We start from the raw sequence: 12,451 nt of genomic DNA, 5'->3' as shown, positions 1-12,451 counted from the left end.
ATTTAAAGATAGCGGCAAGCGTGTTTATGTCGTAGGTGCTTCATTTGGTGCGTTTATGGTTCAAGAGTCGCTAGCAACTCAAGGTAATGTTGCTGATGGTTATCTCTTGATGGTCGGACGGTTAGATATGCCAAGTGAAGTATGGACTGAGTTTGCAGGTGGACGCATGGTGGGGTTTGAAGATAACAATACTATAGTCGACTTTTCAGCGCAGGAAGCGGGAATGGGGGGGGATGGTCTTTACACCGATATCAACATGGCTAAACTATCTGCAGGGTTAGCATACAATCGTTATTCTGAGACCCTAAAAGGTCTCGATATGAGAAATGTTACATATGTTTACGCAGCGTCGGATGAGCAAGTTGGGGCATTGACGGAGGCTGAAACCTCATTTCTCAGAGAGCATGGTGCTAAGGTCATAATAAAAGATACTGATCATGTAGAAACAGCTCTTTCAATAAAACCCATACTACAGGCGATGATAGAAGAATAAGTTAAAAAAAAGCTGATACAGAAGGTATCAGCTTTTTTTGTATTACACGTTAATTATCAGCCTTAATTTACCAACCTTTAACTACGCCACCTTGGAAGATGTCAGAAGCTGCGTTGTACACTTCTTCAGTTTGATATGCTTTAACGAAGTTTTGTACGTTTTCTGCATTTAGGTTGTCTTCACGAGAAACGATTAGGTTCACGTATGGAGAATCTTTGTCTTCAACGAATACGCCATCTTTTTGTGGAGTCAGGTTGATAGAGCTCGCGTAAGTAGTGTTGATGATAGATAAAGTTACATCATCAAGAGAACGTGGCAGTTGAGCTGCGTCTAGTTCAACAATCGTTAGGTTCTTAGGGTTACCAACGATGTCACGAACGGTAGCTAGAAGACCTGCACCTTCACGAAGTTCAAGTAAACCTTGCTGCTCAAGAAGCAGTAGAGAACGACCTAGGTTTGTTGGGTCGTTTGGTACAGCGATACGAGCACCATCTTGGATTTCGTCTACCGATTTAACTTCTTTAGAGTAACCTGCAATAGGGTAAACAAAAGTGTTACCTGCGACCGTTAGCTTGTAACCACGGTCAGCAACTTGCTGATCTAGGTACGGCGTGTGTTGGAATGCATTGATGTCGATAGAACCATCATCTAGCGCTGCGTTAGGTGTTACATAATCCGTAAAAGTGACCAGTTCAACATCCAGGCCGTATTGCTCTTTCGCGACTTTAGCTGCTACTTCAGCAACTTGTGCTTCTGCACCTGCCATTACGCCAACTTTGATCTTAGAAGTATCGACTTCTTTATCACCACAACCTGCTAGTACTAGCGCTGAAGCTGCTGCTGCAATAGTAAGTAAACCTTTAAGGTTAAATTTCATAATAATCTCCTTTTAATAAATCTATTTAATTTGGTTCAGACGACTTTGATTTTGGTCTGTAAGTCGTTATCTGTGGTCAACGCGGCGAACTAATGAATCACCGATTGATTGAATAATTTGTACTAGCACAATCAACATGACGACTGTTACTGCCATAATGGTCACATCGTAGCGGTGAAATCCGTAACGAATCGCGACATCACCTAGGCCACCACCACCCACAGTTCCAGCCATTGCCGAGTAACTCACAAGAGTCACTAGCGTAATCGTCACTGAGTTGATGATAGTCGGCAGTGCTTCAGGAAGCAGAACCTTATTGATGATTTGTGTGGGTGTTGCGCCCATTGACTGAGCTGCTTCCACTAGACCTGTTGGTACTTCAAGTAGTGCACTCTCGATAAGTCGAGCTACGAATGGGATAGCACCAATCGTCAGCGGAACAATCGCTGCGGTTGTTCCGATGAAGGTACCAATCAGCATCTTAGTGAGAGGGATGATCGCTACCATCAATACTAAGAAAGGCACAGAACGGCCCACGTTCACAACCGCACCAAGAATTTTGTTTAGCTTGGTGTTCTCTAACAGGCCACCTTTTTTAGTCGTGTGTAGAATAACGCCTAATGGAATACCGACAGCGAAACCAACGATGCCAGCAACAGCAACCATGTAAAGTGTCTCGCCTGTTGCTTCCAATAGAAGGTTGCCGTTAAGGCTGATCCAGTCAGCAATCTCGTTGAAACTAAAGGACATAACCAAGCACCTCTACTTTTACATTGTTGTCGCGTAGGAATTGGATAGCAGCATTATCATCGGCTTCGTTACCGAACAGCTCAGCGACCATCATGCCGAACTTCACGCCGCCGGCGTAATCGAGGTCAGAGCTTAAGATGCTGACATCGATATTGAATTTACGAGCAATTTGCGTCATCAGCGGAGCATCAACCGTTGCACCAGTAAACTCAAGACGTACTAATGGGTAGCTACTGTTAACACGAGTTTCTTGAAAACGCGCTTGATAATCTTCAGGGATAGATAGGTCTAGCGTTGAGCGAATAAACTGATGTGCTAGCTCTGTCTTAGGGTGTGCGAATATGTCGCCAACTGTACCTTTCTCTACTAGCTCGCCACCGCCAATGATTGCGACTTCGTGACAAATGCTCTTAACTACGTCCATCTCGTGCGTAATAAGTAGGATCGTGATGTGTAGCTTGCGGTTGATTTCACGTAGCAGCTCAAGAATAGATTGAGTCGTTGCTGGATCCAGAGCACTGGTCGCTTCATCACACAGTAGTACTTTCGGGTCTGAAGCTAGCGCACGAGCAATCGCGACACGCTGCTTTTGACCACCACTTAAGTTCGCAGGGTAGGTATCACGCTTATCCGATAGGCCGACAAGCTCAAGTAGTTCACTCACTTTCGCTTCAATCGCAGCTTTATCTTTACCAGCAAGCTCTAAAGGCAGTGCTACATTGTTAAATACAGTACGAGAAGACAGCAGATTGAAGTGTTGGAATATCATGCCGATGTTACGGCGTGCTTCGCTAAGTTCTGATTTGCTGAGTTTTGTCAGGTCGATACCGTCAACAATCACTTCACCTGATGTTGGAGCTTCCAACATGTTTACACAACGGATAAGGGTACTTTTGCCTGCACCTGAAGAGCCGATGACTCCAAAGATTTGACCTTGAGGTATGTGGAGGTTGATATCAATTAAGGCATTGATTTCTTTAGTGCCTTGATAAAAAACCTTATTGACTTGATTCACTTTAATCATAGAGAAACCCGTGCAGGTGGAACAGAATAATATGTCGATAGCTCGCTCGATTTACAGACGATGCTATGGTGTTCTATGATCTAAGTCAATAGATATTTTTACGTCTAGACGGCTAAACGTCGATTGTGTTGCTAAGGTAGAAACAAATCGTTAACGAACGCAAAACTAAATAGATAGTGATGAAGCAAATAAAGCGTGTAATAATTAATGATTAATAGAGAGTTGATAGAGAACTAAATTTTGTCTAAACCTGCTGTTTTTATAGATCGTGATGGTGTGATTAACGTTGATCATGGCTACGTACATGATGAGCATGACTTTGAATACATCGATGGTGTGTTTGAAGCGGCAAAAGCGTTTAAAGATATGGGCTATTTATTGGTACTTGTGACCAACCAATCTGGTATTGCTCGTGGCAAGTTTAGCGAAGATCGTTTTCTTTCTTTGACGCAGTGGATGGATTGGAACTTTGTCGATAATGGCGTTGAGTTAGATGGTATCTATTACTGTCCTCATCACCCTGAACACGGCATTGGCGACTACAAGCAAGATTGTGAATGTCGTAAGCCTAAACCTGGTATGTTCATTTCTGCGCGTGACTTTCTCAAAATTGATATGGCTAACTCTGTCATGATTGGCGATAAAGCTGAAGACATGATGGCCGCAGAAGCCGCTGGTGTTGGTACCAGAGTATTGGTGAGAACCGGTAAACCCGTGACTGAAAAGGGTGAGGCACTTGCCAGTGTCGTGCTAGATAGCATTAAAGATGTACCAGCTTTCCTGAAAGGCTGATACATTTTCCTACCGTTAACAGGCTTACTTATTACGTGGGTTCTAACCAGTCAACTGGGGTGCTAACCTATCAATAAGATATCAGCGCCGTTAACTATATAAAGATGAGGAACGCAGTATGAAAGCATTGTTGGCAGCATCTCTATGTACGGTAGCGTTAGTCGGGTGTTCTAAATCCGCGGCGCTTGATGGTGCAGTCTCGGACGATCAATTCGTGACTTATCAATGTGAGTCTGACGCTTCATTTAAGGTCGCTTACCTTGGTAATGAAAAAGCGGTATTACGTTTGCCAGAGAATGAATATCGCCTAACTCAAATAGCGGCAGGTTCAGGAACGAAGTACATCTTAGATGATGGAACCTCTGAACTGATCAATAGCGTCACTTTACGCACTAAAGGTGACAACGCACGTCTAGAATTTGGTCGTGTCGTCTATAAAAACTGCCGAAAGTAGGTCATAGTTATCTACTAGGATTTACAAACAGTTAAGTGAGGGAGTTCGCCCTCACTTTTTCTTTCTCTTCCCTTTAACGTCAGACTTTTTATGAGCAAAAAACTCACTATTCTCGATATTGCTAAGCTGTCCGGTGTTGGTAAGTCTACCGTATCTCGCGTTCTGACCAATGATCCCAAAGTAAAACCTGAAACCCGTGAAAGGGTGGAAAGAGTAATTCAAGAATCTGGGTACACGCCTTCGAAGTCTGCGCAGTCGATGCGTGGTGGCAGTCAAAAAGTCATCGGTGTCATCATCTCTCGTCTGGACTCTCCTTCTGAAAACAAAGCGGTAAGTACGATGCTGGCCGAGTTGTATCGAGCGGATTATGATGTGGTGATCATGGAAAGCCAGCTAGATAGAGAAAAAGCCAATGAGCACCTTCAGGTTCTCAAGCGCCGCAATGTAGATGGCATCATTGTGTTTGGCTTTACTGACTGTGATATTCCTGCAATCGAAGCTTGGGAACACAAAGCGGTGGTGATTGCTCTGGATACCGAGAACGTGACGTCGATTAACTATGATAACCAACAGGTGATCAATAGTGCGTTAACGCATCTAGCAGAGCAGGAAATCTCTGAGGTTGGTTTCATTGGCGTTGATCCTAGCGACAAATCAACCGGTGAACTGCGTCTTAAGGCCTATCTAGATTGGTGTGAAAGCGCTGGAGTGATTGCCAACTATCGTACTGGTCAACTTCATCATGAAAGTGCTTATCAGCTGGTGGATGAGGTACTGACTCCTACAACTCAAGCGATTGTGTGTGCCAGTGACACATTGGCTCTTGGTGTAATCAAACGTCTGCAAGAACTACAACGTGAAGATGTGGTGGTGACCGGTGTTGGTGGCAATGATCTTCTCTCTTTCTTGTTCCCGCGAGTATTTAGTATTGATCCTGGGTATCAATCTGCGGGTAAGTTGGCCGCTAATTTATTGATCTCTCAGCTTTTAGGTAATGCAGAGATCTCTCATCACACTCAATCACCTATTCTATAATCCACTCAATCAAGCGAAATTGAACCGCTTAGATTAAAATTAGAGTGTGATCTCTTTCAATTAATGGGACTGTTCCCATTTTAATTTATCATTCATGTGGGCATTATAATAATCGTGATTGGGAATGTTCCCATAAGTCTAAATCCGAGTGGTTATCGCTGCATGGTTTAGATGAGTAATTGAATGAAACCAGGGTGGGGTAGTATGAGTAAGATAGCGAAGCAAGACGTTGCGCGTCTTATCGAGTTAGTCGGTGGCAAAGAGAATATTGCGAGTGTCAGCCATTGTCTGACTCGACTGCGTTTTGTATTGAATGATACGGAACAAGCGAACAAAGCAGAATTGGAGAAGCTTAAGCTGGTAAAAGGCTGCTTTACTAACGCAGGTCAATTTCAAGTGGTTATTGGCACCGAGGTTGATGAGGTGTACGCCCTTCTTATTGAGCAAACCGGTAAAGATGCATCATCAAAAGATGAGGCGAAACTAGCGGCTCGCCAGAACATGAACTTCCTTGAGCGTGGTATCTCCCATTTAGCCGAAATTTTCGTACCACTGCTACCTGCCATTATTACGGGTGGTTTGATTCTTGGTTTCCGTAATGTGATTGGCGACATTCGCATGTTCGACGGCAAAACCTTGGTTGAGATAAGCCAATTCTGGGCTACCGTTCATTCTTTCTTGTGGTTGATTGGCGAAGCGATCTTCTTCTTCCTACCGGTTGGTGTGTGTTGGGCAACGGTTAAGAAACTCGGCGGAACCCCTATTTTGGGTATCACGCTCGGTGTGACCTTGGTTTCCCCACAATTGATGAACGCTTACATGATAGGTAAATCGGTACCTGAGGTGTGGGACTTTGGTTTGTTCGTGATTGAGAAAGTCGGTTATCAAGCTCAGGTGATCCCTGCGATGTTAGCGGGCGTGGCTCTGGCTTTCATTGAGACCAACCTTAAGCGCATTGTACCCTCTTATCTGTACCTAGTTGTCGTGCCATTTGTCTCGATCATCTTGTCTGTGATTCTGGCTCACGCCTTTATTGGCCCATTCGGTCGTATGTTGGGTGATGGTGTGGCATTCACTGCCAAAGTGGCAATGACAGGTGACTTCGCGGTTCTTGGTTCAGTGGTCTTTGGCTTCCTATACGCACCTTTGGTTATTACGGGTATTCACCACACAACCAACGCTGTGGACTTACAACTGATGCAAGACTTAGGTGGCACACCAATCTGGCCTTTGATTGCGCTATCAAACATTGCACAAGCTTCAGCGGTTGTCGGCATCATCATTTTGAGTAAGCGCGAAGGCGAACGAGACATCTCGGTACCTGCGGCAATCTCTGCGTACTTAGGTGTGACGGAACCAGCGATGTACGGCATCAACCTTAAATACAAATTCCCAATGCTGAGCGCAATGATCGGCAGTGCCGCAGCGGCTGCAATCTGTGGTAGTGCAGGTGTGATGGCGAATGGTATCGGTGTTGGTGGCTTGCCGGGCATCTTATCGATTCAACCTCAATATTGGTCGATTTACTTAGTCGCGATGCTGGTGGCGGTTGTACTGCCGATAACGCTGACATTGTTCTTCTATAAACGAGCACAGATGAAAGGCGAGCTAGAAACCGCCAACGCGTAATGCATTTAACAAGCGATGATTCAATTGAGTCATCGCTTTTCTCTTAGTTATAGCTTTTTCTCTCAGTTATAACGGCTATTCGACCATGATTTGCATGGTGATTTTTATTTTATATTTTCTGGTAAGTGAGTGTTAGAGATGGCGATGACTGAACATGATGAAAGCTGGTGGAAAACCGCGACCATCTATCAAATCTACCCAAAGAGCTTCTGCGACAGTGGCAGTAAGGGTACTGGCGATATCAAAGGGATCATTTCGAAACTGGATTACCTCAAACATTTGAGTGTAGATGCGATTTGGCTAACCCCAGTTTACGCGTCACCCATGATCGACAATGGTTACGATATCTCAGACTACTACGCGATTAACCCTCAATTCGGCACTATGGAAGACTTCGACTTATTATTGTCTGAAGCGCACCAACGTGGCATTCGCATCGTGATGGATATTGTGGTCAACCATACTTCAACAGAGCATGCATGGTTTCAGTCTGCACTGGGTGACAAAAACAGCCCATACCGTGATTATTACATCTGGAAAGACCCAGTAAACGGTCAAGCACCAACCAACTGGCAGTCTAAGTTCGGTGGTAATGCATGGGAAATGGATGAAGCCACTGGTCAGTATTTCTTACATCTATTTGCGAAAGAACAGGCCGACCTCAACTGGGAGACCCCGGTTGTACGCGAAGAAGTAAAAGACGTTATCAGCTTCTGGGCAGAGAAGGGCGTCGATGGTTTCCGCCTTGATGTCATTAATCTGATTTCAAAGCAGCAAGATTTCTCTAATGATGATATTGGTGATGGTCGTCGTTTCTATACCGATGGCCCACGTGTGCACGAATATCTAAAAGAGATCAGCGAAGCGGTATTCCAGAAATATGGTAGCGTGACCGTAGGTGAGATGTCTTCAACCACGTTGGAGCATTGTCAGCAGTATTCAAACGTTGATAACAGCGAGCTATCGATGGTGTTTAACTTCCACCACCTTAAGGTCGATTACTCCAATGGTGAGAAATGGACCAACGCTCCCTTCGATTTCTTACAGCTCAAGTCGATCTTTAACCACTGGCAAACTGGCTTGAACGGAAAAGGTTGGGGCGCACTATTCTGGTGTAACCACGACCAACCAAGAGTCGTGAGCCGCTTAGGTAACGATCAACAATATCGTGTTGAATCGGCTAAAATGTTGGCTGCTTCTGTGCATATGATGCAAGGCACACCTTATATCTATCAAGGTGAAGAGATTGGCATGACTAACCCGGGTTACACCGAGATCAGCCAGTATCGTGATGTAGAGAGTACCAATATGTACGATATCATGGTTAACCGTGACAGTGTTACTCATGAAGATATGATGGCGATTTTAGCGCAGAAATCTCGTGATAACTCTCGTACACCAATGCAATGGAACAGTGAGCCTTACGCTGGCTTTTCGCTATCACAGCCATGGTTAGATGTTTCGAATAACTACACTGAGATCAATGCTGAGCAAGCGCTTGAAGATAAAGACTCGGTCTTCTATTTCTATAAGAGTTTGATTGAATTGCGTAAAGAAGTGCCGGTGATTACTCATGGTAGCTATCAAGACCTACTGCCTGAGCATCCATCCATTTTTGCGTATGTTCGTGAGAGTGAAGAACAAACTCTGCTGTGCATTAACAACTACTATGGTAAAGAGGCTGAATGCGTTTTACCTGAACGTTTTGAGATGGCGAAGGCTAAGAGCTTGTTGTCTAATTATCAAGTGAGCGAGAGTTTAGTGGCGTCTCATCATCAAGTTTTGCGACCTTACGAGACTCGCATTCTCTTGATCGAAGGTTAGCCTTGTTTTTATTTCAATCGGCTTGATTCTTATTCCCCTTAAAGGATTCGGCTGTTAAAAGGCTTTGGAGTGCTCCCCAAAGCCTTTTTTATTGTTTGCGGTTTCGCGGTCAAGTTTAGGTTTAGTGAATCTAAGTCAAGGCTAGCTAATTGAGGTCAGTATCGCTGCTGATTCTTCAATAGTAGATTGCTCTACAGACATCAATTCAATATGTTCAATTAAGCCGATACTTGGGTTGAACCAGCGCTCTGATGATGTGCCAAATTCTGCGGAATCCATGCCTTCACAGTTGATGTTGTAGGTGTTTTTCTCTGTTAGGTTCGCAGCTTCGATTAATTTATCAGAGATCTTGAAACTCTTACGTACACCTGTTTCTTCAATCTGTTGTTGCCATGTGACTCGGCACGAGGCGTCAGTTGGAAGGCTTGCTACCCACGAGTGATCTTCAAAGTCATTCAGCATGTTAGCGACTGCTTCGCCATCTAACGTGACTTGTAACGAAACGGTTTCCTCACTGATATCAATGATCGGGTTGCTCTCTTTTACGTCTGTTCCTTTCAAACGGAACATTGGGCTGCTGTACATCATTCTTGTGATGTATTGGCTACCAATGAAGTAAGCGTTGGTGATTTCGTGTAACCCACGGTCGGGGCCTGCAAAATAAATGCTGCCGTCTTCTTGTGTACCTTCAGCATTCGTCATGATGTCTTCAGAAACATAAAATTCGGTGATGCCGTAATTGATTAGGTCGTTGATAACTTGAACTACCGCTTCATTACCTGTCTCTTCTTTTAAACCAGCAATGATGAGTTCACCGCTTACAGGTGTGAAGCTCATTATCATCACGCCTTCAGTCTGACCATCTTTGGTAAATGAGTAGCCTAATGTTGTTTCTGATTTAGGGGCAAATGCAGAGCTCTCAATAGGGTAATCAACCTGATTGTTTGGACCTTTGTTACCATCTGTTGAACCAGAAGAAGAGCCGCCTCCGCCGCCACAACCATAGAGAGCAAAGAGAGAGGTTGCTAGCAGCGTCATTGTTTTTTTCATGTTGAACATTCCTAAAGTTGGAAGCCCTTGGTGGGCCCGATGTTTTTAGGAATGCTATTGTTTGAGGAGTGAATAGGGCAAAAAACGAAGTCACATAAGATCTTAATTTATATTTAAGTTATTTATCTGAAAGGTTTTTTTGTTTTCCTTTGAGAATTGTTGCCCGACTGCGGTGCAGTAGTTAAGCATTAAGTTTTCCCACTGCTTTATGATCAGAGGCTCTTTAACGCTTAGCTTTAAGCTCTTCCAAGGTTGTAGGCAGGTCGATTTTGATTCAGGTTTGGATAGTCGAGCGAATAGATCTTCGGATGGAACCACTCTTAATAACGCAACCAGAGACTCCATGTAGTTCAGGCGGAACTTCTCCATGTTGTCTTGCTTATAAGCAATGTGAGAAACCATCATATAAACCAACGCATTTTCGATCGTAGAGTTGCCTGAGGTATTGGTCAGAAGCTCTTTTGCGGTTTGCAGGTCTCTTAGTTTGAAATGAATGATACCAAGCCACAGCTTCAGTTCGTCTGGTAGTCGGTTAAAACGAGTTTGAACAAGGTTAGTGAACGCGACGAGCTTCTTCTGATCTGTTTCAAATAGCGCAAGTTGACGCGCAATCAGAGTCGACGTCATGGTATTGAGCTTGATGCCATCCAGCGCTATGGCTTTTCCACTTAGCAATTCGCTGACTTCGGCATTGTCGACTGACCATTCTGGTGGTAATGGTGCTGGCAGTGCAAAGTAGTTAGCTAGCTCTCGGTTGATCTCCATAAGGCTGCTGCTGATATTATTGACATCAATAGAGTAAACACCACCAAATGCGAGCTTCCCTGAGTTTGGGTAAATCAGGCTTATCTTTGCGATAAGGCGTTTGTCCACTTCTTGATCTTTGAGCTGAATGTTAAGCAGGTAATCACTGGTACGCATGTTCTTTGCGCCCGGAAAGAAGGGAGAGCTATCAATAGGGTCAAGGAAGTAGCTTGGCGCATCTTGGTTAGCAAGATCGGTGTAGGCGTATTCAATCTGCTGTTGAAGTAATAATGCTTTTACGACTTTTCGGTATTTTCTGGAATTATCACCAATGGCATCCAATCGATTCAGGAGGAGTTCGACCTTAGGAATCAATCGTTGGTCGCGTTCAACTTCGGAGGCTCGAGTCGAAGATTGCCAAAGCATATAACCCATTACCGCAGTGCTGATCAGCAAAGCCAAAGACACTACAACAAGCCAGGGGTTAACTGGATTGGAGGCAAATCCTTTTTGTCTGGTTGGAGGTTCTATTGTGGCATCATCCGCTGCGGTTTCAGGGGGAACCGTGGAAAAGCTAACCGAGCTAGGGTTAAGGAAGTAGCCCTTGCGCGGGTAAGTCACCAGTATTTTGGTCGCATCGCTATTAGGCAAATGTTTTTGAAGTATTGAACGTAAGGTACTGATTCGGTTTGTCAGAACATTTTTGGAAATGAAGCTACTTTGCCATATAGATTCAATAATGTACTCGGCAGAGAGCGGCTGACCAACGCTGGTAAGAAATAACTCTAAGAGCTCGATAGAACGAGGTTCTAAATCAATGACCTGCTCGTCGCAGCTAAAGACTCGTGTGTTGGGGTTGAATTCCAAACCTTCAATATAAATAGAGGCTTGTTGGTCTTTGGCGCTAGAGAGGTAATCTTGCATAGAAAAGGCGACGGTTTATAAAACCTAAATTCTAGCTGTTTTTGTTATTAAAAACAGCTAGTAATTCATAGGGGAATTGGTATTAAGACGCGTAATTCACCGAGTAGCGAGTTGGTTTGTGGTTCATTGCCAATACGATGTTCAATACTGCGGTGCCTAATACAGATACGGCAATCACCCAAGGTGATACAAAGAAGAAGGATGCAAACAGAATACAGGCATCAATGGCCATTTGGGTTTTGCCTACTGAGATACCGTAGCGATCTTGAATGAACAGACACAATACGTTGAAGCCACCCAAGCTCGAGCGATGACGGAACAAGATCAACATGCCTAAGCCCATTAATAAGCCGCCAGCGACTGCACAGTAAATTTCATTATGAACGTCTAACGAAATCACCAAGTATAAATGGTCGGCAAATACAGACACTAAAAATCCAGAGATGGCACTGCTTATTGCGAAGTGACGACCAAATCGTTTCCAAGCTAATAAATAGAATGGACAGTTGGCAACAAAGTACAAAATACCAAAGGTTACAGGTAAGAATTGACTCAAAAGCAGAGCCAAGCCAGTAGTACCACCGGTAAGCAGATTTGCTGACTGTAAAAAGAAGACGCCTAACGCCACTAAAAACGTGCCAGTAAGAATGGCTACCCAATCTTCTTTACGTGAGTGTTTTTCCATCGTTTTTATAATTACCTAACCAATAAAGGCGTGCATAGTAGAGAAAAACCTTAGCTTTCGGTAGCTTGAGGTGCAAAATTAAGGTAAACCTATGTAATCTGCGTTTTACAGGGTGTAAAGCGTAAAATTGACAGTAAGCGTCATCTTTGGTTGGATAAGCTCAATAACCA

11 protein-coding genes and 1 pseudogene are annotated in these 12,451 nt (G+C 44.1%); 6 read left to right on the top strand and 6 right to left on the bottom strand.

Going from position 1 to position 12,451, the window contains the following annotated elements; genetic code table 11:
• Positions 1-493: pseudogene (locus tag AB4653_RS03805) on the top strand (hypothetical protein); the annotation flags it as partial.
• Between the two features lie 67 nt (positions 494-560).
• On the opposite strand, the gene AB4653_RS03800 reads toward AB4653_RS03805, so the two are convergent.
• From AB4653_RS03800 to metN, 3 genes are all read right to left on the bottom strand, one after another.
• Positions 561-1,370 carry a MetQ/NlpA family lipoprotein gene (locus tag AB4653_RS03800; RefSeq protein ID WP_009847450.1) on the bottom strand — a complete coding sequence of 270 codons (810 nt, stop codon included), beginning with the start codon at positions 1,368-1,370 and terminating at the stop codon, positions 561-563.
• A gap of 66 nt (positions 1,371-1,436) precedes the next feature.
• Positions 1,437-2,120 carry a methionine ABC transporter permease gene (locus tag AB4653_RS03795; RefSeq protein WP_009847449.1) on the bottom strand — a complete coding sequence of 228 codons (684 nt, stop codon included), beginning with the start codon at positions 2,118-2,120 and terminating at the stop codon, positions 1,437-1,439.
• Positions 2,110-3,144, bottom strand: a complete 1,035-nt coding sequence (gene metN / locus AB4653_RS03790; RefSeq protein WP_009847448.1) for a methionine ABC transporter ATP-binding protein MetN — start codon at positions 3,142-3,144, stop codon at positions 2,110-2,112. The genes AB4653_RS03795 and metN overlap by 11 nt, the downstream gene beginning before the upstream one ends.
• A 240-nt stretch (positions 3,145-3,384) precedes the next feature.
• Between metN and gmhB the strand changes: the two genes are divergently transcribed.
• The 5 genes from gmhB to treC all read left to right on the top strand — a co-directional run bounded on the left by gmhB (position 3,385) and on the right by treC (position 8,878).
• Positions 3,385-3,936, top strand: a complete 552-nt coding sequence (gene gmhB, locus AB4653_RS03785) for a D-glycero-beta-D-manno-heptose 1,7-bisphosphate 7-phosphatase (RefSeq protein WP_009847447.1) — start codon at positions 3,385-3,387, stop codon at positions 3,934-3,936.
• A 118-nt stretch (positions 3,937-4,054) separates the two neighbouring features.
• Positions 4,055-4,390: an MliC family protein gene (locus AB4653_RS03780; protein ID WP_009847446.1), complete on the top strand. Its 336-nt coding sequence runs from the start codon at positions 4,055-4,057 to the stop codon at positions 4,388-4,390.
• A gap of 90 nt (positions 4,391-4,480) precedes the next feature.
• The gene (gene treR, locus AB4653_RS03775; RefSeq protein ID WP_009847445.1) at positions 4,481-5,425 is read left to right on the top strand and encodes a trehalose operon repressor TreR; all 945 of its coding nucleotides are present in this window, start codon (positions 4,481-4,483) and stop codon (positions 5,423-5,425) included.
• 204 nt (positions 5,426-5,629) lie between these two features.
• A complete protein-coding gene (gene treB / locus AB4653_RS03770; RefSeq protein ID WP_009847444.1) occupies positions 5,630-7,054 on the top strand; it encodes a PTS trehalose transporter subunit IIBC in 1,425 nt (474 codons plus the stop codon).
• Between the two features lie 138 nt (positions 7,055-7,192).
• A complete protein-coding gene (gene treC / locus AB4653_RS03765) occupies positions 7,193-8,878 on the top strand; it encodes an alpha,alpha-phosphotrehalase (RefSeq protein WP_009847443.1) in 1,686 nt (561 codons plus the stop codon).
• A gap of 141 nt (positions 8,879-9,019) precedes the next feature.
• Here the strand turns inward: treC and AB4653_RS03760 are convergent, their stop codons facing one another.
• From AB4653_RS03760 to AB4653_RS03750, 3 genes are all read right to left on the bottom strand, one after another.
• Positions 9,020-9,928, bottom strand: a complete 909-nt coding sequence (locus AB4653_RS03760) for a hypothetical protein (RefSeq protein ID WP_009847442.1) — start codon at positions 9,926-9,928, stop codon at positions 9,020-9,022.
• 102 nt (positions 9,929-10,030) lie between these two features.
• On the bottom strand, positions 10,031-11,596 hold the full coding sequence (locus tag AB4653_RS03755) for a winged helix-turn-helix domain-containing protein (protein WP_009847441.1): 1,566 nt from the start codon (positions 11,594-11,596) through the stop codon (positions 10,031-10,033).
• An 82-nt stretch (positions 11,597-11,678) separates the two neighbouring features.
• A complete protein-coding gene (locus tag AB4653_RS03750; RefSeq protein WP_009847440.1) occupies positions 11,679-12,281 on the bottom strand; it encodes a YitT family protein in 603 nt (200 codons plus the stop codon).
• Positions 12,282-12,451: the final 170 nt, after the last annotated feature.

It is taken from the genome of Vibrio sp. 10N.222.48.A3 (genome assembly GCF_041475345.1).
GTDB classification, from domain to species: domain Bacteria; phylum Pseudomonadota; class Gammaproteobacteria; order Enterobacterales; family Vibrionaceae; genus Vibrio; species Vibrio tasmaniensis_A.
This window is presented reverse-complemented; position numbering and strand designations above follow the sequence as displayed.